The 24,412-nt window shown below is 67.0% G+C and carries 26 protein-coding genes; 17 read left to right on the forward strand and 9 right to left on the reverse strand.

Annotated elements, in window-relative coordinates; all coding sequences use genetic code 11:
- Window positions 1-61 precede the first annotated feature (61 nt).
- Window positions 62-556: a hypothetical protein gene (locus tag SALA_RS15710; protein ID WP_011543356.1), complete on the forward strand. Its 495-nt coding sequence runs from the start codon at window positions 62-64 to the stop codon at window positions 554-556.
- Between the two features lie 2 nt (window positions 557-558).
- On the opposite strand, the gene SALA_RS15715 is transcribed toward SALA_RS15710, so the two are convergent.
- The 3 genes from SALA_RS15715 to SALA_RS15725 form a co-directional block, all read right to left on the reverse strand.
- Window positions 559-882 carry an MliC family protein gene (locus SALA_RS15715; protein ID WP_041383449.1) on the reverse strand — a complete coding sequence of 108 codons (324 nt, stop codon included), beginning with the start codon at window positions 880-882 and terminating at the stop codon, window positions 559-561.
- 11 nt (window positions 883-893) lie between these two features.
- Window positions 894-1,505: a beta/gamma crystallin-related protein gene (locus SALA_RS15720; RefSeq protein WP_011543358.1), complete on the reverse strand. Its 612-nt coding sequence runs from the start codon at window positions 1,503-1,505 to the stop codon at window positions 894-896.
- Window positions 1,506-1,606: 101 nt separating this feature from the next.
- Window positions 1,607-2,860 carry a NupC/NupG family nucleoside CNT transporter gene (locus tag SALA_RS15725; protein ID WP_011543359.1) on the reverse strand — a complete coding sequence of 418 codons (1,254 nt, stop codon included), beginning with the start codon at window positions 2,858-2,860 and terminating at the stop codon, window positions 1,607-1,609.
- Window positions 2,861-2,985: 125 nt separating this feature from the next.
- Between SALA_RS15725 and SALA_RS15730 the strand changes: the two genes are divergently transcribed.
- Genes SALA_RS15730 through SALA_RS15755 form a run of 6 tightly spaced genes read left to right on the forward strand, consistent with a single transcriptional unit; the run spans window position 2,986 to window position 7,125 of the window.
- Window positions 2,986-3,663, forward strand: coding sequence for a queuosine precursor transporter (locus SALA_RS15730; RefSeq protein WP_041383451.1), 678 nt, complete (start codon window positions 2,986-2,988; stop codon window positions 3,661-3,663).
- Window positions 3,660-4,568: an acetylglutamate kinase gene (gene argB, locus SALA_RS15735; protein ID WP_011543361.1), complete on the forward strand. Its 909-nt coding sequence runs from the start codon at window positions 3,660-3,662 to the stop codon at window positions 4,566-4,568. Before SALA_RS15730 ends, argB begins: the two co-directional genes overlap by 4 nt.
- 45 nt (window positions 4,569-4,613) lie before the next feature.
- Window positions 4,614-4,913, forward strand: a complete 300-nt coding sequence (locus SALA_RS15740; RefSeq protein WP_041384210.1) for a YggT family protein — start codon at window positions 4,614-4,616, stop codon at window positions 4,911-4,913.
- 3 nt (window positions 4,914-4,916) lie between these two features.
- Window positions 4,917-5,825 (forward strand): bifunctional methylenetetrahydrofolate dehydrogenase/methenyltetrahydrofolate cyclohydrolase FolD, encoded by a 909-nt coding sequence (gene folD / locus SALA_RS15745; RefSeq protein WP_011543363.1) that lies wholly within the window; start codon window positions 4,917-4,919, stop codon window positions 5,823-5,825.
- Window positions 5,825-6,499, forward strand: coding sequence for a hypothetical protein (locus SALA_RS15750; protein WP_011543364.1), 675 nt, complete (start codon window positions 5,825-5,827; stop codon window positions 6,497-6,499). Before folD ends, SALA_RS15750 begins: the two co-directional genes overlap by 1 nt.
- Complete coding sequence (locus SALA_RS15755; protein ID WP_011543365.1) at window positions 6,496-7,125, forward strand: MarC family protein; 630 nt, start codon at window positions 6,496-6,498, stop codon at window positions 7,123-7,125. Before SALA_RS15750 ends, SALA_RS15755 begins: the two co-directional genes overlap by 4 nt.
- Before the next feature lie 116 nt (window positions 7,126-7,241).
- On the opposite strand, the gene SALA_RS17690 is transcribed toward SALA_RS15755, so the two are convergent.
- Window positions 7,242-7,499: a hypothetical protein gene (locus SALA_RS17690; protein ID WP_084764777.1), complete on the reverse strand. Its 258-nt coding sequence runs from the start codon at window positions 7,497-7,499 to the stop codon at window positions 7,242-7,244.
- A 27-nt stretch (window positions 7,500-7,526) separates the two neighbouring features.
- Complete coding sequence (locus tag SALA_RS15760; RefSeq protein WP_041384212.1) at window positions 7,527-8,216, reverse strand: OmpA family protein; 690 nt, start codon at window positions 8,214-8,216, stop codon at window positions 7,527-7,529.
- Window positions 8,217-8,434: 218 nt separating this feature from the next.
- Between SALA_RS15760 and SALA_RS15765 the strand changes: the two genes are divergently transcribed.
- A complete protein-coding gene (locus tag SALA_RS15765) occupies window positions 8,435-9,757 on the forward strand; it encodes a hemolysin family protein (protein ID WP_041383453.1) in 1,323 nt (440 codons plus the stop codon).
- Window positions 9,758-9,765: 8 nt separating this feature from the next.
- On the opposite strand, the gene SALA_RS15770 is transcribed toward SALA_RS15765, so the two are convergent.
- Window positions 9,766-10,329: a hypothetical protein gene (locus tag SALA_RS15770; RefSeq protein ID WP_011543369.1), complete on the reverse strand. Its 564-nt coding sequence runs from the start codon at window positions 10,327-10,329 to the stop codon at window positions 9,766-9,768.
- Window positions 10,330-10,453: 124 nt separating this feature from the next.
- Entirely contained in the window at window positions 10,454-11,731 is a 1,278-nt protein-coding gene (gene purD, locus SALA_RS15775; RefSeq protein ID WP_041383454.1) for a phosphoribosylamine--glycine ligase, read from the reverse strand.
- Between purD and xseA the strand changes: the two genes are divergently transcribed.
- From xseA to SALA_RS15795, 4 genes are all read left to right on the forward strand, one after another.
- A complete protein-coding gene (xseA, locus tag SALA_RS15780; RefSeq protein WP_011543371.1) occupies window positions 11,730-13,157 on the forward strand; it encodes an exodeoxyribonuclease VII large subunit in 1,428 nt (475 codons plus the stop codon). The two genes, purD and xseA, sit on opposite strands and share 2 nt — an antisense overlap.
- A 77-nt stretch (window positions 13,158-13,234) precedes the next feature.
- Complete coding sequence (locus SALA_RS15785; RefSeq protein ID WP_011543372.1) at window positions 13,235-13,447, forward strand: DUF2093 domain-containing protein; 213 nt, start codon at window positions 13,235-13,237, stop codon at window positions 13,445-13,447.
- Window positions 13,444-14,355, forward strand: a complete 912-nt coding sequence (locus SALA_RS15790) for a M23 family metallopeptidase (RefSeq protein ID WP_011543373.1) — start codon at window positions 13,444-13,446, stop codon at window positions 14,353-14,355. Before SALA_RS15785 ends, SALA_RS15790 begins: the two co-directional genes overlap by 4 nt.
- A gap of 274 nt (window positions 14,356-14,629) precedes the next feature.
- Window positions 14,630-17,692 carry a TonB-dependent receptor domain-containing protein gene (locus SALA_RS15795; RefSeq protein WP_011543374.1) on the forward strand — a complete coding sequence of 1,021 codons (3,063 nt, stop codon included), beginning with the start codon at window positions 14,630-14,632 and terminating at the stop codon, window positions 17,690-17,692.
- 128 nt (window positions 17,693-17,820) lie between these two features.
- Here the strand turns inward: SALA_RS15795 and SALA_RS15800 are convergent, their stop codons facing one another.
- Window positions 17,821-18,828, reverse strand: coding sequence for a hypothetical protein (locus SALA_RS15800; protein ID WP_237700894.1), 1,008 nt, complete (start codon window positions 18,826-18,828; stop codon window positions 17,821-17,823).
- A gap of 61 nt (window positions 18,829-18,889) precedes the next feature.
- Between SALA_RS15800 and SALA_RS15805 the strand changes: the two genes are divergently transcribed.
- From SALA_RS15805 to SALA_RS15815, 3 genes are all read left to right on the forward strand, one after another.
- On the forward strand, window positions 18,890-20,074 hold the full coding sequence (locus SALA_RS15805) for an aspartyl/asparaginyl beta-hydroxylase domain-containing protein (protein WP_153802727.1): 1,185 nt from the start codon (window positions 18,890-18,892) through the stop codon (window positions 20,072-20,074).
- 95 nt (window positions 20,075-20,169) lie between these two features.
- Window positions 20,170-20,484 carry a hypothetical protein gene (locus SALA_RS15810; protein WP_011543377.1) on the forward strand — a complete coding sequence of 105 codons (315 nt, stop codon included), beginning with the start codon at window positions 20,170-20,172 and terminating at the stop codon, window positions 20,482-20,484.
- A 37-nt stretch (window positions 20,485-20,521) separates the two neighbouring features.
- On the forward strand, window positions 20,522-20,836 hold the full coding sequence (locus tag SALA_RS15815; protein ID WP_011543378.1) for a hypothetical protein: 315 nt from the start codon (window positions 20,522-20,524) through the stop codon (window positions 20,834-20,836).
- 234 nt (window positions 20,837-21,070) lie between these two features.
- On the opposite strand, the gene SALA_RS15820 is transcribed toward SALA_RS15815, so the two are convergent.
- Complete coding sequence (locus tag SALA_RS15820) at window positions 21,071-21,703, reverse strand: TetR/AcrR family transcriptional regulator (RefSeq protein WP_237700895.1); 633 nt, start codon at window positions 21,701-21,703, stop codon at window positions 21,071-21,073.
- Between the two features lie 65 nt (window positions 21,704-21,768).
- Here SALA_RS15820 and SALA_RS15825 point away from each other — a divergent pair, with 65 nt between their 5' ends.
- Both SALA_RS15825 and SALA_RS15830 read left to right on the forward strand, forming a co-directional pair.
- Window positions 21,769-23,196, forward strand: a complete 1,428-nt coding sequence (locus SALA_RS15825) for an efflux transporter outer membrane subunit (protein WP_011543380.1) — start codon at window positions 21,769-21,771, stop codon at window positions 23,194-23,196.
- Window positions 23,193-24,332 carry an HlyD family efflux transporter periplasmic adaptor subunit gene (locus tag SALA_RS15830; protein WP_011543381.1) on the forward strand — a complete coding sequence of 380 codons (1,140 nt, stop codon included), beginning with the start codon at window positions 23,193-23,195 and terminating at the stop codon, window positions 24,330-24,332. The genes SALA_RS15825 and SALA_RS15830 overlap by 4 nt, the downstream gene beginning before the upstream one ends.
- Window positions 24,333-24,412: the final 80 nt, after the last annotated feature.

Consider the following 24,412-nt stretch of genomic DNA (forward strand, 5'->3'; position numbering starts at 1 on the left):
CGCGACCACGGAGCCGAAATGCGTTTGCTGCGTTGGAACCTTGAGAAAGCAGGGAATCGACATGAGAAAAGGTAACAAGGCGCTGTTCGTTCTGGCGGGGATTTGTTCGGCGCTGGCCATGCCCGCCCACGCCCAGCAGGGGGCGCCGGAAGATTCGACGATCAAAGACACGGCCAACGAAGTGACCGAACCCTTCGATGGCAAGGAGGTGCCGCCCAAGCTGCTCGAGATCCAGGAGGCGCCCTATTCGCTCGCAGGACTGGGACGCTGCGCCGCGATCATCCGCGAAGTGCAGGAACTCGACGCAGTACTGGGCCCCGACGTCAACGAACAGGTCGACAAGAGCCGCGCCGAAAAGCGCGAGGAAACCGCGGGCCGTGTCGCCGGGACGATCGCGGGATCGGTCATTCCCTTCCGCGGCCTGATCGGCGAAATCACGGGCGCGAACGCCGAACGGCGTCGCTATGCGCTCGCGGTTTATGCGGGAACGGTGCGCCGCGGTTTCCTGAAAGGCATCGGACTGGAACGCGGCTGCAAGGCGCCCGCCCGGCCCTGACCCTAGCGGGGAACGGCAATCTGGCGGCAGCTTTCGGGCGCCGAACGTGCGGCGGTGTTCCACATCGCCTCATTGCCCTTGGTATGCAGCCGCCATCCCTGACGGTTTTCGTAGACGACGCCGCTCGCCGCCGGAGTCTGCCGCATCGGCACGGCGCGGGCGCCGTTGACGGCGACGAGCGCGCGGTCGCCGACGAAGTCGACCTTCAGCCGCGTGCCACGGTCGCATTCATAATAGGTGCTGACGCCCGGCCCGCCGACCGAGGCGCAGGCCGACAGCGCCAGCGCCGCCGCTCCGCCGACGGCGAGGATTTTGAAACCCGTCATGCGCGATCGCCTCAATATCCCGACCGGACACACAGTACGTCGGCGAGATAGATGCGGCCGCCGACCGTTTCCATATGTTCGCGCGCCGAACCATTCCAGCCGATCGAACGGCACCATGTATCGGCGCTCCGCGCCGCGCAGTTGGCGGTCGCCGAACCGCTGGTGCAGGCGGGAACACGGCTGTTCCCGGCCGATGGCTGGGTATGGAACTCGGCAAAATTGCCGCGCACACTCTGGTCGTTGGCGGGCGGATGCGGGTTCCAGCCGCCGTCATCGCCAACCGGACGGATCGACTGGATCGTCAGCCCGCGCAGGATATTGTTGAGCATCGGCGTGTCGCGGTCGATGGTCCGGCAATTGCCGCGATAGCGCGTGCGCTCGCAAAGCTCCCACCGCCCGCTTGCGACGCGAACCGAATTGACCGGCCAGGCAAGGCCGAGGTTCGGCTTGGCCTCGCCGATGAAGACGGCGGGGCCGCGATATCCGGCGTCGCGGTAGATCGTCGCCTCGGGCGGCCGGTACATCTTGTCTGCGGGGGGCTGGGCGTTCAAGGAGGCGAGTGAACCCGCTCCCACCGACACCGCAACCGCGGCGAGCATCGACAAACGACATGCGGATTTCATGGCAGCCTCCCTGTTGACGATTACGACCCGGGACACTTTTTCAGCGGAACGGTTACGTTATTTGTCTGTCGCTTGCAATCGTCACGCCTGATTCTGGCCGGTTATCCGATCGGCGGAACCAGCGCGATCATCAGCCCGGCAAGCGCGGCCGACATGAGGTTCGACAGGCTGCCGGCCAGCAGCGCCTTCAATCCCAGCCGTGCGATCATCGGGCGCTGGTTGGGGGCGAGGCCGCCGGTCACCGCCATCTGGATCGCGATCGAGCTGAAATTGGCGAAACCGCAGAGCGCAAAGGTCGCGATTGCAACCCCGGTCATCGACAGATCGCCCTGCACCTTGCCGAGGTCGATGAAGGCGACGAACTCGTTGAGCACGACCTTGCTGCCGAACAGGCCACCGACAACGGCGCTTTCGTCCCAGGGTACGCCCATAAGCCACATCACGGGACGGAAGATCGCGCCGATAACGGCCTGAAACGACAGGTCGGGATAGCCGAACCAGCCGCCCATTCCGGCGAGCAGGCCATTCGCCAGCGCGACGAGCGCGACGAAGGCGAGCACCATCGCGCCGACCGCGACCGCCAGCTTGACCCCCGTTTGCGCGCCCTGCGCGGCGGCCATGATGATGTTGGCGGGCTTTTCCTCGTCATGGCTGGCCTCGGGCATGATAACGGGTTCGATGCCCAGATCCCTGGGATCGTCGGGCATCATGATCTTGGCCATCAGGATGCCCCCCGGTGCCGACATGAAGCTCGCGGCGAGCAGATAGGGCAGGAGCTGCTCGCCGATCATGCTCGCATAGGCGCCCAGGATGGTGCCCGCGACCCCCGCCATGCCGACCGTCATCACGGTGAAAAGCTGTGAGGGGGTAAGGCCTGCGAGATAGGGGCGGATGACGAGCGGCGATTCGGACTGGCCGACAAAGATGTTCGCCGCGGCGCCGAGGCTTTCGACCTTGGTGATGCCCGTGACCTTCTGGATCGCGCCGCCGACCCATTTGATCACCAGCTGCATGATGCCGAGATAATAGAGGATCGAGATGAGCGAGGCGAAAAAGACGATCACCGGCAAGGCGGCGATGGCAAAGCTGTTCGCGCCCATTTCGGGCGACGCCAGCGGACCGAAAATGAAGTCGGTGCCCGCCTTGGCATAGCCGAGCAGGTTGGAAACGCCGTTCGACATTGCCTGGATCCCCGCGCGGCCCCACGGCGTCGCAATGACGAGCACCGCGAAGCCGGCCTGGAGCAGGAAGGCGGGGATGACGACGCGCAGGCGGATCCACCGCCGGTTCGATGAAAAAAGCACGGCAATCATGAGCAATGCGGCGATGCCGGCCAGACCGATCAGGCGTTCCATAATGTCGATGCGTCCCCCGCAAGTTAATGCGCCTGTCTAGCGGGCTTTGGCGACAGGGCAAGGGGCGCGCGCCGCCGCATCTTTCCCGGTCTTTCCAGCGTGCAAAAAAGCGACTATCGGGCGGCATGACCGAACCGACCTCGACGGCGCTGCCGCGCACGCTCTCGCCCTCGCTCTTCCTTTTCTCGATCGTCTATGGCGGCATGGTCGTGCTCGCGGGGGTGCTCGGCAACAAGCAGGTCGCGCTCGGCGACTGGCTGGCGGTCGAGGCGGGGATTTTCGCGTTTCTGATGCTTGTCGCCTTGTCGAGCGCGGTGTCGGAGCTGCACGGCCAGACGGTCGCCAATCGCATCGTCCTGTGGGGGTTTGTGCCCCTCGTGCTGTCGATCATGCTCACCGCGCTGGTCCTCGCGCTTCCCGCCTCACCCGAAATGCAGCCCGAACGGCTCGCGGCCTTTGACATGATCCTTGGGCAAAGCCCGCGCCTGATGGCCGCCGGGATCGTTGCGTACGGCACGTCGCAGTTCCTTAACGTCACCATCTTTTCCAGGCTGCGCGGGCGCGAGAGCGCCGGTACCGGGACGACCTGGCTCGCGATCCGCGGCGCGATCGCCAGCGCCTTGAGCCAGATCGTCGATACTTTGCTGTTCGTGACGATCGCCTTTTACGGCGTGTTCCCGATCGCCAATCTGATGGGCGGACAGATGCTCGCCAAGGTCGTGCTGTCGGTGCTCGTCATTCCCTTCGTCATCACCGGGCTGGTCGCGCTGGGCCGCAGCCTCGATGCGAAAAACGCCGGATGATGACGATGGCCGATCCTTCGAAAATGCCCGACCTGCTCGCCAAGGCCGAAACACTCGTCGAGGCGCTGCCCTATCTGCAGCGTTATGCGGGCCAGACCTTTGTCATCAAATATGGCGGCCATGCGATGGGCGATCCGGAGGCGCAGCGCGATTTTGCCGAGGATGTCGTGCTGCTCAAAGCCGTCGGCATCAACCCGGTCGTCGTCCATGGCGGCGGGCCGCAGATCGGCGCGATGCTGAAACAGCTCGGGATCGAATCGACCTTCGTGGGCGGGCTGCGCGTCACCGACGCGGCGACGGCCGAGGTTGCGGAAATGGTGCTGGCGGGCAAGATCAACAAGGAAATCGTCGGCTGGATCGCGGGCCTCGGCGGCCGCGCGGTCGGCATTTCGGGCAAGGACGCCAATCTCGTCCTCGCCGAAAAGGTGAAGCGCAGCGAGGCCGACCCCAGTTCGGGGATCGAGCGCCACGTCGACCTCGGTTTCGTCGGCGAGCCCGTCGCGGTCGATCCGACGATCCTTGCCAATCTGACGAACGACAATTTCATCCCGGTGGTGGCGCCGGTCGCGCTCGGCGCCGACGGCGCGACCTATAATATCAACGCCGACACGATGGCGGGCGCGATCGCCGGGGCGCTCGGCGCCAAGCGTTTCTTCCTGCTCACCGATGTCGCGGGGGTGCTCGACAAGTCGGGGGCCTTGCTCACCGACCTCGACCGTGCGGCGATCGATGCGCTCAAGGCGGACGACACGATAACCGGCGGCATGATCCCCAAGGTCGAAACCTGCGTCGCCGCGGTCGACGCGGGGGTCGAGGCGGCGGTCATCCTCGACGGGCGGATCCCGCACGCGATGCTGCTCGAAATTTTTACCACAAGGGGTGCGGGCACGCTCATTCACCGTTAAGATCGTCGCCATCGACCTTTCGGCCGGAGACTTTCCTTGTATTTCATGCTTCTCGATATTCTGTCGATCCTGCTCAACATCCTGTGGTGGATCATCATCGTCCAGGCGGTGATGTCGTGGTTGATCGCGTTCAACGTCATCAACACGCACAATGATTTCGTTGGACAGCTCTGGTACGTGCTCGACCGGATTACCGAGCCGCTGTATCGCCCCTTCCGCCGCATCATACCCGATTTCGGCGGTATCGATCTGACGCCGATGGTGGTGCTGATCCTGCTGATCATCCTGCAAGGGCCAGTGATGGCCTATCTCTACCGGCTCGGCATGCAGACGGGGATGGCCTGACGCATGACCGGTCCTGTTCCCGACGCCAGAGTGATCGATGGCAAGGCCTTTGCCGCGGGGCTGCGCGCGCGGATCGCCGACGCGGTTCCCGCCTTCCGCGCGGCGACGGGCCGCGCGCCGGGGCTTGCCGTCGTGCTGGTCGGCGACGATCCGGCGAGCGCGGTCTATGTCGGGTCAAAGGGCAAGGCGACCGTCGCGGCGGGCATGGCAAGCTTCGAGCACCGCCTGGCTGCGACGGCGACGCAGGATGAGGTCGAGGCGCTGCTTCGCCAGCTCAACGCCGACGAGGCGGTCGACGGCATCCTGCTGCAATTGCCGCTTCCCGGCCATCTCGACGAACAGGCGGCGGTCGCGACGATCGACCCCGACAAGGATGTCGACGGGCTGACCCCGGTCAGCGCGGGCCGCCTTGCGCTCGGCATTCCCGGCATGGTGCCCTGCACTCCCTATGGCTGCCTGCTGCTTCTCCAGGACCGGCTCGGCGATTTGTCGGGCAAGGATGCGATCGTCATCGGCCGCTCGATTCTGGTCGGCAAGCCGATGGGCCAATTGCTGCTCGGCGCCAACTGCACGGTGACGATGGCGCACAGCCGGACCAAAGACCTGCCCGCGCTTGTGCGGCGCGCCGACATCGTCGTCGCCGCGGTCGGCCGCGCCGAGATGGTGAAGGGCGACTGGATCAAGCCCGGCGCGATCGTCATCGACGTCGGCATCAACCGCCTCCCGCCTGCGGACGGCGCGGCAAAGGGGCGACTGGTGGGCGATGTCGATTATGCCGCGGCGCTCGGCGTCGCCGATGCGATCACACCGGTGCCGGGCGGGGTCGGGCCGATGACCATTGCCTGCCTGCTCCGCAACACGCTCGTCGCCGCGCACCGCCGGGCGGGGCTGGCCGATCCGGAAGGGTTCTGATGCGCCGGTTGCTCCTTTCAACAATTGCCATTTCCTTGCTGGCGGGCTGCGCGGGGCCGCGAGACGAGTTTCGCAACCGTCCGCTCGCCGCCAACCCCAGCGCCTTCGTCGCGGCTGAAATCGCCTTCGCGCGGCTGGCGCAGGAAAAGGGGCAGTGGACCGCGTTCCGCGAAACCGCGCATCCCGATGCCGCGATGTTCGTGCCCGAGCTGGTCAGGGCACGCGACTGGCTGAAGGCGCAGGCCGACCCGGCGGAGGCGGTGAAATGGCAGCCGCACGCCGTCTATGTCAGCTGCGACGGCAATGCCGCCGCGACGACCGGCGCGTGGCAGAAGGGAGCGGCGCACGGCTATTTCACGACCGTCTGGCTGCGCGATCCGATGAAGGGCGACATGCGCTGGGTGCTCGATCATGGCGATGCGCTGGCGACGCCGCGCCCGGCGCCCGATTTCATCGCGTCGAAGCAGGCGACGTGCGGGTCGCGGCCCGCGGTGCCGATCGAGGCGGGCGCCGAGGGCGAGGATATGGCCGTCGGCCTGTCGCCCGACCAGACGCTGAGCTGGACGTCGACCGTCCGCGCCGACAAGTCGCGTCGCGTGACGATCCGGCTGTGGGACGGCAAGGATATGGCGACCGTCATCGACGACCGGGTCGCGGCGCCGAAGCAGCCATGATCGACCTGTTCATCTCGGCCTTCGTCACGCTGTTCGTCGTCATCGACCCGCCGGGCTGCGCGCCGATCTATGCCAGCCTGACCACCGGCGCGAGCGCGGCGCAGCGCCGGTCGATGGCGATCCGCGCCACCCTGATCGCGGGCGGCATCCTGATCTTTTTCGCGATGTTCGGCGAAGCGCTGCTCGGCTTCCTGCACATCGACCTCGACAGTTTCCGTATTGCGGGCGGGATCATGCTGTTCATCATCGCGATCGACATGGTGTTTGAAAAACGCACCGAACGCCGCGAACAGCGCGCCGAGAAGATCAAGGCGACGCCGGAGGTCGAGGATGTTTCGGTGTTTCCGATGGCGATGCCGATGCTCGCCGGGCCGGGGTCGATCGCTTCGGTGATGCTGCTCGTGTCACAGAACAACGGGATCGAACGCGCCTTCGTGATCTTTGGCGCGCTGCTGCTTGTCCTCCTCCTGACGCTTGCGGCCCTGCTCGCGGCGGGGCCGCTGATGCGGCTGATCGGCCACAAGGGCGAGGCGGTGATCACGCGGCTGCTCGGCGTTCTGCTCGCCGCCCTTGCGGCGCAGTTCGTGATCGACGGGCTGAAGGCGAGTTTTCCGACGCTGACGTGAGTGCGCTTTCCGCTGCGCGGAAAGCGGCGGCACCGGCCCGCTCCCCACCCGGCCTCCCATAGGCTACTATCGTCGGGGAGGCCGGGTGGGGGAGCGGGCCGGTGCCGCTTCCGGCGTTAGAGCGCGATGACATGATATTGACCCACCGTGACGGAGGCGATTTTGGCCGAGTGCGAGGCGCGAGGAGCGGCGCGATGCGGGACATCGCGCCCGACGAGCAACGTGGCAATCGGCCAAAATCGACCCGCCCTGGAGGGGTTGCCCCCTGAAGCCCGCCGGACAGCGGCGCGTCTCTGGTCCGGGCAACCAGCCCGTCCTGCGAGACGCTTCTTGCCGACGAACTTCAGGGGGCAATCACGGTGGGTCAATATCAGGTCATCGCGCTCTAGCCGGAAAACCGCTTACCCCGCGGCGTTCACGTCGGCCTGCGTGACCGGCGCGATGCGGATTTCGACGCGGCGGTTGCACTGATAATCGGCCTCGGTCCGTTCGGGCGCGCATTTCAGCTGCGATTCGCCATAGCCGAGCGTCGCCATGCGCGCGCGCTGGATGCCGCGGCCGGCCAGATAGTCGGCCACCGACGCCGCGCGGCGTTCGGACAGCCCCTGATTATAGGTTTCGCTGCCGGTCGAATCGGTGTGACCATAGACGTCGATATAGGTGCTCGGATATTCGGCGAGCGTCGCGGCGACATTGTCGAGCGCGCTGCGGAACTGCGATTTCACCATCGCGCTATTGAGGTCGAAGGTCACGTCGCCGGGCATGTTGAGCACGAGCTGGTCGCCCTGCCGCTCGACGTCGATGCCGGTGCCCGCGGTACGTTCGCGCAGCTTCTTTTCCTGCTGATCCATATAATAGCCGACGCCCGCGCCGGCGACCGCGCCGATACCCGCGCCGACGATCTTTTCGGTGCGATCGCTGCGCCCGCCGATCAGGTCGCCGAGCAGATAACCGCCGAGCGCGCCGCCGACGCCGCCGATCGCGGCCTTGGAAATCTTGCGTTCGCCGGTCACCGGGTCGGTGACGCAGCCGGTCAGCGCGATCGCGCCGAGGCCGGTCAGAAATGCGAGCCTGGTTGTTCTGCTTTTCATCATGTCGCTCCCTTATGTGGCGGATATGTGCGAAACTGTGCACGCGCCGGTACTTGCCGATAACATATGGCCAGCGTTCTGGTTCCAGACCATGACTGAATAGTGGCTGAGCGGACCGTTTGGCGACGCGCCATTGTGCAATGCTGCGCCTTTCGCCTATAGGGAGGCATGACCGAAGCCGACAGGGGCCGGGCGCCGCCGCGCCGCATCACCGCCCGATGACCCCTTTTCCCTGGTCCGACGTCGCGATCATCGCGATTCTCGTCCTTCTCAACGGCCTGTTCGCGATGTCCGAACTGGCGATCGTCTCGGCGCGGCAGCCGCGGTTGCAGGCAGCCGAAAAGCGCGGCAGCCGCGGCGCGAAGATCGCGCGCCAGCTCGCGTCCGACCCCGGCCGCTTCCTGTCGACGGTGCAGGTCGGCATCACGCTGATCGGGATTCTCGCCGGCGCCTATTCGGGCGCCAGCCTGGGCGCGCCGGTCGCGGAGCGTTTGCAGGCCTGGATAGGACTCGACGACGAAACGGCGCTGACCGCGGGCTTTGCCGTAGTCATCGCACTCACGACCTATGCCTCGCTGATTGCTGGCGAGCTCGTGCCCAAGCAGTTTGCTTTGCGTGCGCCCGAACCGATCGCCATTTTCATCGCCTTGCCGATGCTGTGGCTGTCGAAAATCGGTGCGCCGCTGGTGTGGCTGCTCGACCGCAGCTCGGCGCTGGTATTTCGCCTGCTCGGGCTGAGACGTGAATCGGAGGAGCGAGTGACCGCCGAGGAGCTGCACCTGATCGTCGCCGAAGCGTCGAAATCGGGGGTGATCGAGGAAAGCGAGCGGGCGATCATTTCGGGCGTCGTGCGCCTCGCCGACCGGCCGGTGCGCGAGGTGATGACGCCGCGCAAGGATGTCGACTGGATCGACATTTCGCTCGATGCGCGCGGCCTGCGCGACAGGCTGCTCGAAACGCCGCACAGCCGCCTGCCGGTCGCGCGCGGGTCGGTCGACGAGATCGTCGGCGTGGTACAGGCGCGCGACATCGCCGCGGCGCTGTTCGCCGGGCAGACGCTGGACCTGGAAAAGCTGATGCGCCCCGCGAAGGTCATCCACGACCAGCTCGACGCGATGGACGCGCTCGAAGCCTTGCGCGCGGCCGAGGTGCCGATGCTGCTGGTCCACGACGAATATGGCCACTTCGACGGGCTGGTGACGCCCGCCGATCTGCTTTCGGCGATTGCGGGCGAATTTGCGTCGGACCAGGACATCGGCAGCGATCCCTATGTGGTCGAGCGCGACGACGGCAGCCTGCTGATCGCGGGAGCGATGCCCGCCGACCAGATGGCCGAGCGGCTGGGGATCGAATTGCCCGGTGACCGCGACTATGCCACCGCCGCGGGCCACGCGCTCGCGGTGCTCAAGCATTTGCCTGTGGAAGGCGAAAGCTTCACCGACCGGGGCTGGAAGTTCGAGATCGTCGACATGGACGGACGCAAGATCGACAAGCTGCTCGTCAGCGACGTCCGCAAGCCGAAGGGCGCCGAGGCCGAATAGGCGCCGCTCTAAGGCTCTCCGCTCAGCGCGCCATATTTCGCCTCGAACCCGGCCTTGTCGCCGCGCGCGAGATAGCTGGCCTGGTCGATCAGGTTGTCGCGCGCGATGCGGCCCTGGAAGGCGCCGAGCTGTGCGTCGATGCGCGCAACGTCGGCGTCGGTCCAGTCGGCGATCTGCTGGAAGCGGGTAATGCCGAGGCCGTTCAGCAGCGCGCCGAGCTTGGGGCCGACGCCCTTCAGGAGTTGCAGATTATCGGCCTTGGCGGCCGTCGGTGCGGGCGCTGGGGGCGGCGGGACCGTCGGTTCGGCGGGGATTGCCGCGGCCTCGACCGCGGGTTCGGCGACGGGCGGCGGCACGGGTCGCGGCCGGGGCTCGATTGGTTTGAAGCGCGCGGCTTCGGCCGCGACGATTTCGGGCTTGACGGGTTCGAGCGGCTTGGCGGGCTTTGGCGGCTCCGCGGTCGGCAGCGCGGGTCCGGTCGGCCTGGCGCGGCCGAACCGCCACCAGAGCAGCACGACAGCCACGACGAGGCCGACGAGCGCGATAATCCAGTTTTCCTGAAGCCACGTCATCACAATCTCCCTGTATTGCGGGCCAGATTATGCGCGCGCGGTCCGCGCGTCCAGTCCCGCCCTTGCTCTGCCGGGTGGGACGAGCGACGCGATTCGGCCCCGCGCGCGGCCTCGCGCCAGCCCCTCAGCGCGCCTCGCGCGCGACCTCGCGCCAGCCGATGTCGCGGCGGCAGAAGCCGGTCGGAAAGTCGATCCGGTCGAGCGCGGCATAGGCGCGCGCCTGCGCCTCGGTGACGCTCTTGCCCGTCGCGGTGACGTTGAGCACGCGGCCGCCCGCGGCGACGAGCGTGCGATCCTCGCGCGCGGTGCCGGCGTGGAACACGCGCACGCCGCCGACTTCGGCATCGGCGATACGGCGGATCGCGCCGCCCTTTTCGGGGGTGCCCGGATAACCCTTGGCGGCCATGACGACGGTGAGCGCATAGTCATGCGCAAAGGTTGGCGGCTCGGCGCGGGCCAGTCGGCCCGTCGCGGCGGCGTGGAGCAGCGCGGCAAGATCGCCGCGGAAGCGCATCATCAGCACCTGGCATTCGGGATCGCCGAAACGGCAATTATATTCGATCAGCTTCGGCCCTTCGGCAGTGAGCATCAGTCCGGCAAAGAGCACGCCGACATAGGGTGTGGCTTCGGCGGCGAGTGTCCCCACCGTCGGGCGGATGATGCGCTCCATCACCGCGACTTCGAGATCGGGGGTGAGCACGGGGGCGGGGCTGTAGGCGCCCATGCCGCCGGTGTTCGGGCCGGTGTCGCCGTCGCCGACGCGCTTGTGGTCCTGCGCGCTGCCGAAGGCGATCACGTCCTGCCCGTCGGAAAGCGCGAAGAAGCTCGCCTCCTCGCCGGTCATAAACTCCTCGATCACCACCTCGGCGCCCGCGCCGCCAAAGGCGCCGGCGAACATGTCGGCGATCGCCGCCTCGGCCTCGGCGCGCGTTTCGGCGATGATGACGCCCTTGCCCGCGGCAAGGCCATCGGCCTTGATCACGACCGGAACGTCGAAGCCGTCCAGCGCGGCGAGCGCCTCGTCGGCGCTGGTGCAGCGGACATAGGCGGCGGTCGGAATCGACGCGCGCGCACACAGATCCTTGGTAAAACCCTTCGACCCTTCGAGCCGCGCGGCGGCGGCCGAGGGACCGAAGACCGGCACGCCGATGGCGCGCAGCCGGTCGGCAAGGCCCGCGACGAGCGGCGCTTCGGGACCGACGACGACGAAGTCGATCGCGTGCGCGCGCACGAAGACGATCAGGCCATCGAGATCGTCGGCGGCGATCGGCACGCATTCGGCGTGGAGTTCGATTCCCGGGTTGCCCGGCGCGGCATAGAGCTTGGCGCAGCTTGGCGATTGTGCCAGTTGCCAGCTCAACGCATGTTCGCGGCCCCCCGACCCGATGAGCAGGATATTCATGGCAGTTCCTTTTCCCGATGAGGCGCCCGGCGACGGCACCGACGCGCGGCTGTTAGCCGAGGCGGCGCCCGGCGACAATGTGCCGCCGCTGTCCGTCAGCCAATTGTCGGCGGCAATCAAGCGCACCGTCGAGGACGGTTTCGCGCGCGTGCGCGTGCGCGGCGAGCTGTCGGGGGCGAAGCGCGCGGCATCGGGGCATTTTTATGCGGCGCTGAAAGACGACAATGCCCTCATCGACATGGTGATGTGGAAGGGGCAGGCGGCGCGGCTCGCCTTCCGGCCCGAGGACGGAATCGAGGTGATCGCTACGGGTAAGCTCACCACCTATCCGGGGCGCTCCAAATATCAGCTCGTCGTCGAAAGCCTGGAGGTCGCGGGCGAAGGCGCGCTGATGCTGCTCTTCGAGAAATTGAAGGCGCGGCTGGGCGGCGAGGGGCTGTTCGATCGCGACAGAAAGCAGCCGCTTCCCTATCTGCCGCGCACGATCGGCGTCGTGACCTCCCCCACCGGCGCGGTGATCCGCGACATTCTCCACCGCCTCGCCGACCGCTGCCCCAGCCATGTGATCGTCTGGCCGGTGCTCGTGCAGGGCGAAGGCGCCGCGGCGCAGGTCGCGGCGGCGATTCGCGGTTTCGACGCGCTCGCGCCCGGCGGGAAGGTAGCCCGCCCCGACCTGGTGATCGTCGCGCGCGGCGGCGGGTCGATCGAGGATCTGTGGGCGTTCAACGAGGAGGTCGTCGTGCGCGCGATCGCCGATTGCCGCATCCCGACGATCAGCGCGGTGGGGCATGAAACCGACGTGACGCTCGCCGACTATGCCGCCGATATGCGCGCGCCGACGCCGACCGCCGCCGCCGAGATGGCGGTGCCGGTGCGCGCCGAACTGCAAGCGCAGCTGGCGACGTGGGGCGGGCGGATGATCGGCGCCGCGAACCGGCAGCAGGCTTTGCGGGGCGAGCGGCTGACGGCGCTCGCGCGGCACCTGCCGCGGCGCGACGCGCTCTATGCGCCGCAGCGCCAGCGGCTCGACGATGTCGGCGAGCGGCTGGGCCGCGGACAAAGGCAGCGGCTGGCGATGCTGGGCGAGCGGCTTGGCGCGCGCGGCGCGGCGCTGCGCCCGGCCCTGCTTGCGCGCGCGTGGGACCGCGACCGCGCGAAGCTCGACGGGCTGGGGCGCCTGCTCGCCTCGCTCGACCCGCGCGCACTCTTGTCGCGCGGCTATGCGATGGTGCGCGATGCTGGCGGAGCGATCGTGACCAGCGCGGCGAAGGCGCGCGACGCGGGGCATCTGCGGCTCCAGTTCGCCGACGGCGAGCTGCCCGTGACGGTCGGGGAGGGGGGTGATCCGGCGCCATCGTCTGGACCGCGCCCGGCGCGCAAGGCATCGCCATCTGCGCCGAAAGCGGGGCAGGGCGAGCTGTTCTGAGCGCGCAGGGGTGGCTCGCGCGGGCGATCCTGCTATAGTCGCCGCCAACCCTCCCCCGCTCACCGGATATATGCGCCATGTTGATCGCCAGCCGTAACCGCCTTGCCCGCCTCCACTATGGGCCGAACGGCTTTCGCGTGCTGGCGCCCGGCGACCATGTGCTGTGCGCGGTGACCGGCGTGCCGATCGGGCTCGACGAGCTTCGCTACTGGTCGGTGGCGCGGCAGGAAGCCTATGCGAGCGCGGCGATATCGGTGCAGGCGGAACTGGACGCCGCGCGCACGGCATGAGCTTGTGGACGCACTGGCGCCGCGGTGCGGTCGTCGCGCTGTTGGCGACGGCGGCCTGCGTTCCCGTGGCGGAGCGCGAAAGCCGTCCCGCGCCGCCGCCCGCTGCGCCGCCCGTTCCCGCACCGCCGCCGCCCCAGCGGGTGCGCCATGATCTCGTCCTGACGGGCGCCGCCGAGCAGGGCGCCGTCATCACCGGGCGCGCGTCGCCCGGCGTGCGCAGCCTGACCTTGGACGGCGCGCCGGTCCCGGTGGCGCGCGACGGGGCTTTCCTGCTCGGCTTCGATCGCGATGCGGGGACCGAGGCCGAGCTGGTCGCGACCTTCACCGACGGGCAGCGTATCGTGCGGCCGATCACGGTCGCCGCGGGACGCTGGCGAATCGAGCATGTGGACGCGCCCTGGCGCGGCGGCGCAACGAGCGACGCCGATTTCGCGCGCCGCCGCCCCGCCGAACTGGCGCAGATCGCGGCGGCGCGTGCGAAGGCGGTCGAATCGGACGGCTGGCGGCAGGCGTTCCGCTGGCCGGTGACGGGGCGATTGTCAGGCTTTTTCGGGGCGCAGCGCATCTATCGGGGCAAGGCGGGCGCCTATCACAGCGGCACCGACATCGCAGTGCCCGCGGGAACGCCCTTCGTGGCGCCGGCCGACGGGGTGGTCACGCTCGCCGCCGAGACGCCCTTCACGCTGGAGGGCCATCTGCTGATCGTCGATCACGGCATGGGGCTGTCGAGCGCCTTCCTCCATTGCCAGCGGCTCGACGTGAAGGTCGGCGATCGCGTCGTGCAGGGGCAAAGGCTGGGCACCGTCGGCCGCACCGGGCGCGCGACGGGGCCGCACATGCACTGGGGGCTGACGTGGCGGGGCAAGCGGCTCGACCCCGGCAAGCTCGCGGGACCGATCGGCGATTGACCCCCGATCGCGGCGGCTGCGCCGTGAAATCGTAACCATTGAAACAATATGTCGCGAAATACGGCCGCGTGGCATCTTGTGTGTCGCGGCTTTCGGCGGATGTTGCAAATACGTCACAATGCGCCGCGAAACCGCGGTTAGCTGGGCAAATTTCCTTTACTCGAACTGAACGAGGGGTCATCCCGCACCCTATCGGGGCATCTGCACGCGTCGGCTTTGGTCCGCCGCAACAGGGTCCGGGTAGTTCAATCCACCAGTAGCAAGGGACTGCACTGTGAAGAAAACCCACTATTCCAAGCTGAAACTGGGTGCCGCGCCGCTCGTGCTGAGCGTCGCCCTGGTTTCGGCTCCTGCCTATGCGCAGGACGCCGAGGAAGGCGCCACCGGTTCGTCGGAAATCGTCGTTACCGGTACGCTGATCCGCAATCCGAACCTCGAACAGTCGACGCCGGTCAACGTCACGACCGCCGACACCATCGAGCTGAAGCAGTCGAACGTCGCCGAAGAGGTTCTGCGCGAACTGCCCGGCGTGGTCGCGAACATCGGTTCGGCGGTCAACAACGGTAACAGCGGTGCGTCGTACGTCGACCTTCGCGGTCTCGGTTCGATCCGCAACATCGTGCTGCTGAACGGCAACCGCGTTGCGCCGTCGGACGTCAACGGCCGCGTCGACCTCAACAACATCCCGCTCGCGCTGATCGAGCGCGTCGATGCGCTCACCGGCGCGGCGGTGACCACCTATGGCGCCGACGCGATCACCGGCGTCGTCAACTTCGTCACCAAGCGCGATTTCGCAGGTCTCGAAGTCACCGCGTCGAACCAGATCACCGAAGAGGGCGACGGCCACATCTTCCGCGTCGACGCGACGATCGGCGCGAACTTCGACGACGGTCGCGGCAACGCGGTGCTGAGCATCGGTTACCAGCAGGCCGACCCCGTCTATCAGGGCGCACGTCCTTTCTCGAACGACACGCTCGACAGCTATTCGAACCAGTTCATTGGTTCGGGCACCTCGGTTCCGTCGCGTTTCTCGGGCACCCGTCCGCTCGATCCGGTCACCGGCCAGCCGAGCACCGATCCGACGGTGGCCAATGGCGGCCTGCGCCAGGTCAACGCGGCGGGTGCTGCGGTTCCGACCTTCGCAACCTATAACTTCAATCCGTTCAACATCTTCCAGACGCCGTTCGAGCGCTTCAACATCTACGCTCAAGCCAATTATGAAGTGTCGGACTCGGTTGAAGTCTATACGCGCGGCATGTTCTCGAAGAACACCGTTTCGACGATCATCGCCCCCTCGGGTTCGTTCGGCGGCACGGTGACGGTCAACCTCAACAATCCCTATCTGCCGTCGACCCTGCGCAACCAGTTCTGTGCATTCAACGTCGCCGCGGCAGGATCGGGCCTCTATACCCCGCGCTTCACGCCCGCCGAATGTGCGGCTGCGGCCACCGCGACGGGTCGTACCGATCCGAACTATCGTGAAGTGACCGTCACGCTGAACCGTCGCACGCCCGAAGTCGGTCCGCGTATCAGCGACTATCAGACGACCTTCTTCGACTATCGCGTCGGCGCCCGCGGCGGCATCACCGACACGATCGACTGGAGCGTCGAGGGCGCCTATGGCGAATCGGAAAATATCCAGACGATTCAAAACTATACGCTGCAATCGCGCTTCCGCGAAGCCGCGCTGGCGAACAACACGACGACCTGTCAGAGCGGCAACGCCAACTGCGTTCCGGTCAATCTGTTCGGCCCCGAAGGCTCGATCACGCCCGAAATGGCCGATTATCTGTCGGAAAACAGCTCGACGACCAACCGCACCTCGCTGGCGCAGGTTCGTGCGATCGTCTCGGGCGACCTCGGCTTCGCCTCGCCGGGCGCGGTTCAGCCGATCGGCTTCGCGCTGGGCGGCGAATATCGCAAATATACCGCGCAGCAAGCGTCGGATCTGCTCGCCAAGACGCCGGGTGAACTCGGCGGCGCCGGTGGTGCGGCCCCGGACATCGACGGCGCCTATGACGTCTATGAAGCCTATGCCGAAATCGTCGCGCCGCTGATCGAGGACAAGCCTTTCTTTGAAAGCCTGACCCTCGAAGCCGGCGTGCGCTATTCGGATTACAGCATCGAAGGCGCTGGCGGCTATGACACCTGGACCTGGAAAGCCGGCGGCAGCTGGGAACCGGGCGCGGGTGTCAAGTTCCGCGGCAACTACAGCCGCGCGGTCCGCGCGCCGAACATCGGCGAGCTGTTCACGCCGCAGACGGTTGGCCTCACCAACCTCGGCATCGACCCCTGCGCCGGTGCGGCGCCGACGACCGACGCCAACCTGCGCGCGGTCTGTATCGCGCAGGGCGCTCCGGCGGGGACGATCGGTTCGATCACCAACCCGACCGCGGCGCAGGCCAATATCACGGTCGGCGGTAACCTGAACCTGCAGCCCGAAAAGGCGGACACCTGGACGATTGGTCTGGTCTGGCAGCCGGACTTCCTGCCGCGCTTCAACATGTCGATCGACTATTACAACATCAAGATCAACGACGTGTTGGGCACCCCGCTGCCGGGCGACATCATCGCCGCCTGTTTCGACAATGTCACGGCGGCGAGCGCAAGCGACCCCGCCTGTACGTCGATCCGCCGCAACCCGATCACCGGCGGTCTCGACGGCGATCCGTCGACCACGCCCGGCCTGTTCGGCCTGACGAACAACCAGGGCCGCCTGTTCACCGACGGTATCGACCTGTTGATGAACTACAGCACCGACCTTGGCTTCGCCAGCCTCGACTGGTCGTTCGTCGGCAACTGGACGAACAGCTCGAAGTTCAACGCCAATGTCGCCAACCCGGATTCGCTCAACCGCGAATGCGTCGGCTACTACAGCGTGAACTGCTCGTTCACCGGCTCGATCCAGCCGGAGTTCCAGTTCTCGAACCGCTTCACGCTGGGCTTCGACAAGGTTGACCTGTCGCTGCTGTGGCGCTGGATCGACCGGGTCGATTTCGAACCCCAGCAGCTGCAGGACGACATCGACGCCGCGGTTGCTGCTGGCACCAGCCCGACCACCGGTTGTCCGGACCCGACGGGAACCGACCCGAACGGCTGCGTCGTCGATCCGCAGTTCCGCTCGGTCAAGGCGCAGCACTATTTCGACCTGACGGCGCGTTTCAACGTCAGCGAGAATCTGGTGTTCACCGCGACGGTGCAGAACCTGCTCGACAACAAGCCGCCGCTGCTCGGCAACACGATCGGTTCGACCACCTACAACAGCGGCAATACCTATCCGTCGACCTACGACGCGCTGGGCCGCCGCTATGCGGTGTCGGCGAAGCTGAAGTTCTAGTCGAACCGACGCTTTGGCAAGAATTGGGGGCGGACAGCGATGTCCGCCCCTTTTTCCATGGGAATGGTGAGACCGGACCGGCGGTGGAGTGAATGTCCACCTTTGACCGCAACCGGCCTTCCGTTGCGTCAGCGTGCCGCCAGCGCGCCGGGAAGCGTCATCGGAATGGCCGCCTGATCGGCGACGGCCTCGGCCCAGCCGACCACCTGCGCAATTTCCTCGCCATAAGCCCTTTCAGCCGCGGCAAGGTCGCGCTGTCGCTCCCCCGGAGCGAAGGCGGCGCCCGACTTGCTGTTGCGCACGAGCGACGGATGGTCGGCGATCGCACCGCGGTCGACCGCAAGACCCAAATGGTCCATCGCCGCCGCAATCGCCGCAACCGGATCGCGCGTCAGCGTTTCGCTGTCGAGCGAAGCAATCCGGTCGGGCGCCCAGTCGAGCAAGGCCGCAAAGGCCTGTTGCTGCGCCAGCCAGCCGATCGCCGCGACCTGCAGGTCGGATTGGCGAAAATAGTCGTGTGGCCCGAAGGCCAGTCGAACGAAGCCGTCGGCGAGATAATTTTCAAAAAGCTCGCGGCACCAAAGGCGGCACCACAGCCCCTTGCGGGCAACCGAAAGCAGGAAGGCGCGAAGCGGCGCGTGGAGCAGGATCGCGCGCGCCTGTGGCCGCAGCAACAGCACGCCTCGCGCGAGCGGGTTGAAGATGTTCGAAGGCTTGACGACCACCGCTTCGCCAGCGGCAAAGCCGCGACCGAGCATGGCGAGCGCGTCGTCCATCACCCGGCCGTGCATCCGCGGGTCGGCACCGCGGCGACGCCATCCGATCATGTCATTGAGCAGCACCGGTTCTGAAAGCGTCGTCGCCACCCCCGGCTGATCGAGCACGTGCGCGAGCATCGTCGACGCGCAATAGGCCGAATGGAAGAGGAAATGGATCGGCGCCCGCCGCGGCCCGTTCGTCGCCGTGCAGTCGGCGCGGCGCAGCACCAGCGGCGACGCTTCCTCGCCCAGATGCTGATCGGTGAGGAAGGGAACCGCCATGCGCGCGGACCGCGATACCCGGCGGAAGTGAAAGGCGTCGTGGTCGGGATCATAGCGATGCGCCAGCCAGGCGGCGTCGTCGATTACGGCGGACACAGATGGCGCGGCGGGCATCGATCAACCTTGCCGATTGGCGCGGCCGATGGCAAGCACGGGCATGGCCAGCGCAACTCCTCCCGCCTCTGCCGTCGAAGCGAACCGTCGCGGCATTGCTGCCTTGCAAGCCGGCGACCATGAAGCGGCCGCGCAGCATTTCACTGCGGCAATCGCCTCCGATCCCCATTCGGGCGCCCTGCAGCGCAACCTGGCGTCGGCGCGGCGCGCGCTGGGTGACGATAAGGGGGAACTCGCCGCGCTTGACGCTGCGCTGGCGATCGATCGCCGCGACATGATTGCCTGGATTCGCAAGGGCGAGCGTCACGAAGCGCGCGGCGAGATGGGGCAGGCACTTGCTGCGTGGAGTGCCGCCGTTGCCCTTGGTGCGCAGCTCGATCCGGTGCCACCGCCGCTCGCGCCGCTGCTCGCGCACGGGCAGGATTTCCTTGACCGGGCGACGGGCGCGATGTTCACCGCCGCGTCGGCTGCGTTCGAGGAGATGCGCGACAACCTCACCGAAACCGAGGCGCGACGCGGCGCAGCCTTTGTCGCGAGCGCGCTTGGTCGCCGCCGCATCTACCGCAACGAATGTGCTGGAGTCTATTATCCCTTTCTTCCCGCCGACGAGTTTTTTGATCGCGGGCATTTCCCCTGGTTTACCGAGATCGAGGCGCAGACCGATGCGATCCGCGGTGAATTGCAGGCGCTGCTCGCCGATCCGGGCGAAGCGCTGAGACCCTATGTGCGGATGGAGGCGGGGTCGCCGGAGACAATCTGGTCGCCGCTCGACAACCGGCTCGACTGGGGCGCCTGCTTCCTGTGGGAATATGGCGAGCCGAACCAACCGGTGCTTGATCGCTGCCCGGCCACGGCGGCGGCACTCGCGGCCGTTCCGGGCGCGCGCATTCCCGGTCGGGCGCCGAGCGCCTTTTTCTCCCTGCTGAAGCCACACACGCGCATTCCACCGCACACGGGCGTCACCAACACGCGTGCGATCGTACATCTGCCACTGATTGTTCCGCCGGGCTGCGGCTTTCGGGTGGGTGGAGAAACGCGCCAATGGCAAGAGGGCGTTGCATTCGCCTTTGACGATACCATCGAGCATGAAGCGTGGAACGAGAGCGACGAGTTGCGCGCCGTTCTGATCTTCGACGTCTGGAACCCGCATATGACCGCGGGGGAACGCGAACTGCTTCTTCGCTATTTCGCATCCGCCGATGCGTCGGGCTATGCAGTGCCGCGCTAGGAGCCTCGGGGGTCGATTCGGGCTTGCGAAAGGAAGCGTCGCCAATAAGATTGTGTGTATGATCCTGCGGGAAGACCCGCGACAGGAGATATCGCATGACCCGTATTGCCGCTGCTTTTTTCGTCGTTGGCCTGCTGTCGGCTTCTGGCGCCCATGCCGCGGATAAGCCGCTACTCGTCAAGGCGCCGTCGGCGATGACGCCGACCGAGATTAAGGCGCATAATGAGCAACTGACCCCGACCGATCCTGCCTATATCAAGTGCCGCAAGACGCTCGAGATCGGGTCGCTGGTGAAGAAGAACCGCGTTTGCCATACCAATGAACAGTGGAAAGAAGTCAGCGCAAAGGGCAATCAGAATGCGCGCGACACGGCCGAGGCGATGACGAGCAAGGCGGGCAATTCAAACTGATCCGCCGGTCGGTGATCGAACAGGAAAGGGATATTCCATGCTGAATCTGGTAGTCATCGCGGTGCTTGCTGCGGCGTCTTCCGCCGAAGCGGGCGTCGCCGAACGGGCGCCTCCGGCGCGAGCGCCGTCGGAGATGACCAATGCCGAGATCAAGGCCTATAATGAAGGGCTGGCGGCCACCCATCCCCACTATATCAAGTGCCGCAAGATTGAGGAGATTGGCTCGTGGGTGAAGAAGGCGCGTGTGTGCCGCACCAATGAGCAGTGGAAGCAGGCGTGGGCGCAGGGCAACCAGAATGCGCGCGACACCGCCGAGGCGATGACGCGCGCGCCGGTCAACGGCAGCAACTGACGATCATCGAAGAAGGCTGGCGCAGCGTCAGCCTGTGCTCAGCACCAACCCGCCGTCGCCCGGCACGAGCGACCGCGCTCGATCTCGCCAACAATTCCAACCTGAAGATCAACCGAACTGCTCCTGCCCATGATCCACTTTCTATCAGGGTGAATCACAAATCCACCCCAAAGCGAATCGCTTCGGGATACAGGTTCCGCGCTCGACCTTCCGGTAACTCTTCGGTGCAGGCGCTCATTTCTCGATTTGCCAGGCGCGGCAGAAGGTGTCGACCGCGGCATCGACTTCTTCCGAAAGGTGGCTGAGATCGCGGCTTTCGGGGAGGCTCAGCACCGCGAACTGATACAGCCCCGACTGGCAGAGACCGGCGAACTGCTGCACCGCGCGCATCGGGTCGCCCTGGCGGATCTCGCCGCGCACCATTTTTTCGGCGACCCAGGCGGCGGCGCGCGCCTTGCCGCGGCGCGGCCCGCGGTCGTAGAAGGTCTCGGCGAGATGCGGAAAGCGCTCGGCCTCGCCCACGACCAGCCGGTAGAGCGAAAGCAGCGGCGAGGCGGTCAGCTTGGTCATCAATGTCATGCCGAAGTTGCGGAGCACGTCGGGGACGGGCGCGTCGATCGGCAGGTCGACGGTCAGCGCATGACCATGGCGCTCGACGATATCGTCAACCACCGCGGCGAACAAATCTTCCTTCGACGGAAAATAGGTCCAGAGCGTGGTTTTCGAGCCGCCGACCTTGCTGGCTATCGAAGACATCGTCGTTCCCGCATAGCCGTTCGCAAAAAACAGCTCGCGCGCGGCGTCGACGAAAGCCTTGCGGCGCGCCCCGGCGGCGTCGTCGATAGCAGGCGTACTGTCTGGTATCATTTCGATTGACAATGCTTCCTCCGCAGTTCATCTGCGCATGATACCAGCTAGTATCGTTGGAAGCCATGCCTCGATTCATTTTTGTTACAACTGCGGTTCTTGGCCTGTTGGCGGGTTGCGCGAGCGTTCCCGACCTCGGCCCCAGGCCCGTTGAGGCGGCGCCGGGGTCGCTGGTGTCAAGCGCGTCGCTCGCTGCGGCGCCCGGCGCGTGGCCGGTGGAGGGCTGGTGGCAAGGCTTCGGCGACACGCAGCTCGATCGCCTGATCGCCGAGGGGCTGGCGGGATCGCCCGACGTCGCGATTGCCGCGGCGCGCGTGCGCGCGGCGGAGGCTCTGGCGCAGCAGGCGGGCGCTGCGCTGCTGCCGCGCGTCGGCGCCGAAGCGGGCGCGGGCGGCGTCCAGCAGAGCCGCAACATGGGAATCCCGCCGCAGTTCGTCCCCGACGGGGTGCGGGACACGGGACATGTCGCCGCGACTTTCGGCTTTGATCTCGACCTGTGGGGGCGCAATCGCGCCGCGCTTGCCGCCGCGACCTCCGAAGCTGAGGCAGCGCGCGTTGATGCGGCACAGGCGCGGCTGATGCTCGCGACGGGAATCGCCGCGGCCTATGCCGATCTGGCCGGCTATTATGACGCGCTCGACGTCGCCAGCGAGGCGGTGCGCGTGCGTAGCGCGACCGCGCGTCTCGCCGCCGACCGCGCGCGCGCGGGACTCGAAAATCAGGCGAACCAGCGTCAGGCCGAAAGCCGCGCGGCGTCGGCAACGGCGGACGTCGTCGCGCTCGAAGAAGCGATCGCGGCGACGCGCCACCGCATCGCGGCGCTCGTCGGCGCCGGCCCCGACCGCGGTTTGTCGATCACGCGCCCGCAGATGAGGCGGCCGACGCTGGGCCTCCCCGAAAATGCCGGGATCGACCTGATCGGCCGCCGCCCCGACATCGTCGCGGCGCGGCTGCGCAGCGAGGCGGCCGCGAAGCGTATCGACGTCGCCCGCGCCGACTTTTACCCGAATATCAGCCTGTCGGCGCTCGTCGGGCTCCAATCGCTCGGCCTCTCCAACCTGTTCGACGCGGGCTCCGAATATGGCAGCGGCGGCGCGGCGATCAGTTTGCCGATCTTTGAAGGCGGGCGGCTTTCGGGGCGTTATCGCGGCGCCCGCGCCGACTATGACGGCGCCATCGCCGCCTATGACCGCACGCTGATCGACGCGCTGCGCGACGTCGCCGATATTGTGGCGAGCCGCGCCGCGACCGAGCGCCAGCTCGCCGGGCGCCGGGCGGCGCTCGAGGCCGCTGCCGAAGCCTCTAAACTCGCCAATCTGCGCTATCGCGCCGGCCTTGCCAACCAGATCGAACAGCTGACGGCCGAAGATTCGATGATCGCGCTGAACCGCGCCGTGACCGATCTCGAAGCGCGCCAGCTGGCGCTCGACATCGCGCTGATCCGGGCGCTCGGCGGCGGATACCAGGCGCCCGACCCGACAGGAGACGAATGATGGCCGATGAAACGGCGGCTGCCGACATCGACGCGCTGGAAACATATGGCGCGAAACGCCGGAAGCTGCTCCGCATCCTTGCGCTCGTCGTGCTGGCCGCCGCGATCCTGTGGGGCGCCTGGTATTTTCTGACGCAGGCGGGGCGCGTTCACACCGACAACGCCTATGTCGGCGCCGATTCGGCGCAGGTGACCGCGCTCGTTTCGGGTCCGGTGAAGGACGTGCGCGTCAGCGGGACGCAGGCGGTGAAGCGGGGCGACATTCTGGTCATCCTCGACGATGCCGACCAGCGCATCGCGCTTGCCGACGCCGAGGCGGCGCTGCGCCTTGCGCGCCAGCGTTACGGGCAGGCCGATGCGAATGCCGATGCGGCGCGCGCGCGTGTTGCCGCCCGCGGCGCCGATGTCGCGCAGGCGCGCGCCCGGCTGCGCGATGCCGAGGCGAGCGTCGAACGCGCGCGCGCCGAACTGGCGCGGCGCGAGAGCATCGCAGGCACCGGCGCGGTGTCGGCCGAGGAGCTGACCGCGGCGCGTGCAGCGGTCAAGCAGGCGCACGCCGCGCGCGACCTTGCCGCCGCGGCGATCGCCGCGGCCGAGGCAACGCGCGGATCGGCAAGCGGCGACCTTGGCGCCGCCGAGGCGGTGGTGCGCGGGACGACGGTGGACACTGCCCCTGAAGTGGCGGCGGCGGCGGCGCGCGTCGAAAAGGCGCGGCTCGATCTCGCGCGCACGGTGATCCGCGCGCCGGTCGATGGCATTGTCACCAACCGGCAGGTGCAGGTCGGCCAGCGGATCGCCGCGGGCGCGCCGATCATGGTGATCGTTCCCATCGCGACCGCCTATGTCGATGCCAATTTCAAGGAAAGCCAGTTCGAGGATATCCGCATCGGCCAGCCGGTCGAACTGACCTCGGACTATTATGGCGGCGATGTCGTCTATCGCGGCAAGGTGGTCGGCATCGCCGGCGGCACCGGCGCGGCCTTTTCGCTGATCCCCGCGCAGAATGCGACGGGCAACTGGGTGAAGGTCGTCCAGCGGCTGCCGGTGCGCATCGCGCTCGATCCGAAGCAGCTGAAAGAACATCCGCTGCGCGTCGGGCTGTCGATGGAAGCGACGATCGACACGCGCGGCAACTGAGATGCGCGTCCATCATCTCTCCTCTTCGTCATTGCGAGCGAAGCGAAGCAATCTCCAGCTAACGATCTGGATGGGCGCTC

Origin of the sequence: Sphingopyxis alaskensis RB2256, from assembly GCF_000013985.1 — a bacterium.
GTDB classification, from domain to species: Bacteria; Pseudomonadota; Alphaproteobacteria; order Sphingomonadales; family Sphingomonadaceae; genus Sphingopyxis; species Sphingopyxis alaskensis.

What these genes read in the sequence shown, in the direction of transcription:
- SALA_RS15715 (WP_041383449.1), bottom strand. Translation starts at nt 882, where the DNA reads ATGACGGGTTTCAAAATCCTCGCCGTCGGCGGAGCGGCGGCGCTGGCG.
- SALA_RS15765 (WP_041383453.1), top strand. Translation starts at nt 8,435, where the DNA reads ATGACCCCTTTTCCCTGGTCCGACGTCGCGATCATCGCGATTCTCGTC.
- SALA_RS15760 (WP_041384212.1), bottom strand. Translation starts at nt 8,216, where the DNA reads ATGAAAAGCAGAACAACCAGGCTCGCATTTCTGACCGGCCTCGGCGCG.
- SALA_RS15740 (WP_041384210.1), top strand. Translation starts at nt 4,614, where the DNA reads ATGCTTCTCGATATTCTGTCGATCCTGCTCAACATCCTGTGGTGGATC.
- SALA_RS15720 (WP_011543358.1), bottom strand. Translation starts at nt 1,505, where the DNA reads ATGAAATCCGCATGTCGTTTGTCGATGCTCGCCGCGGTTGCGGTGTCG.
- SALA_RS15755 (WP_011543365.1), top strand. Translation starts at nt 6,496, where the DNA reads ATGATCGACCTGTTCATCTCGGCCTTCGTCACGCTGTTCGTCGTCATC.
- SALA_RS15820 (WP_237700895.1), bottom strand. Translation starts at nt 21,703, where the DNA reads ATGATACCAGACAGTACGCCTGCTATCGACGACGCCGCCGGGGCGCGC.
- argB (WP_011543361.1), top strand. Translation starts at nt 3,660, where the DNA reads ATGATGACGATGGCCGATCCTTCGAAAATGCCCGACCTGCTCGCCAAG.
- folD (WP_011543363.1), top strand. Translation starts at nt 4,917, where the DNA reads ATGACCGGTCCTGTTCCCGACGCCAGAGTGATCGATGGCAAGGCCTTT.
- SALA_RS15810 (WP_011543377.1), top strand. Translation starts at nt 20,170, where the DNA reads ATGACCCGTATTGCCGCTGCTTTTTTCGTCGTTGGCCTGCTGTCGGCT.
- SALA_RS15805 (WP_153802727.1), top strand. Translation starts at nt 18,890, where the DNA reads ATGGCCAGCGCAACTCCTCCCGCCTCTGCCGTCGAAGCGAACCGTCGC.
- SALA_RS15725 (WP_011543359.1), bottom strand. Translation starts at nt 2,860, where the DNA reads ATGGAACGCCTGATCGGTCTGGCCGGCATCGCCGCATTGCTCATGATT.
- SALA_RS15710 (WP_011543356.1), top strand. Translation starts at nt 62, where the DNA reads ATGAGAAAAGGTAACAAGGCGCTGTTCGTTCTGGCGGGGATTTGTTCG.
- SALA_RS15790 (WP_011543373.1), top strand. Translation starts at nt 13,444, where the DNA reads ATGAGCTTGTGGACGCACTGGCGCCGCGGTGCGGTCGTCGCGCTGTTG.
- SALA_RS15770 (WP_011543369.1), bottom strand. Translation starts at nt 10,329, where the DNA reads ATGACGTGGCTTCAGGAAAACTGGATTATCGCGCTCGTCGGCCTCGTC.
- SALA_RS15730 (WP_041383451.1), top strand. Translation starts at nt 2,986, where the DNA reads ATGACCGAACCGACCTCGACGGCGCTGCCGCGCACGCTCTCGCCCTCG.
- purD (WP_041383454.1), bottom strand. Translation starts at nt 11,731, where the DNA reads ATGAATATCCTGCTCATCGGGTCGGGGGGCCGCGAACATGCGTTGAGC.
- xseA (WP_011543371.1), top strand. Translation starts at nt 11,730, where the DNA reads ATGGCAGTTCCTTTTCCCGATGAGGCGCCCGGCGACGGCACCGACGCG.
- SALA_RS15815 (WP_011543378.1), top strand. Translation starts at nt 20,522, where the DNA reads ATGCTGAATCTGGTAGTCATCGCGGTGCTTGCTGCGGCGTCTTCCGCC.
- SALA_RS15825 (WP_011543380.1), top strand. Translation starts at nt 21,769, where the DNA reads ATGCCTCGATTCATTTTTGTTACAACTGCGGTTCTTGGCCTGTTGGCG.
- SALA_RS15750 (WP_011543364.1), top strand. Translation starts at nt 5,825, where the DNA reads ATGCGCCGGTTGCTCCTTTCAACAATTGCCATTTCCTTGCTGGCGGGC.
- SALA_RS15785 (WP_011543372.1), top strand. Translation starts at nt 13,235, where the DNA reads ATGTTGATCGCCAGCCGTAACCGCCTTGCCCGCCTCCACTATGGGCCG.
- SALA_RS15830 (WP_011543381.1), top strand. Translation starts at nt 23,193, where the DNA reads ATGATGGCCGATGAAACGGCGGCTGCCGACATCGACGCGCTGGAAACA.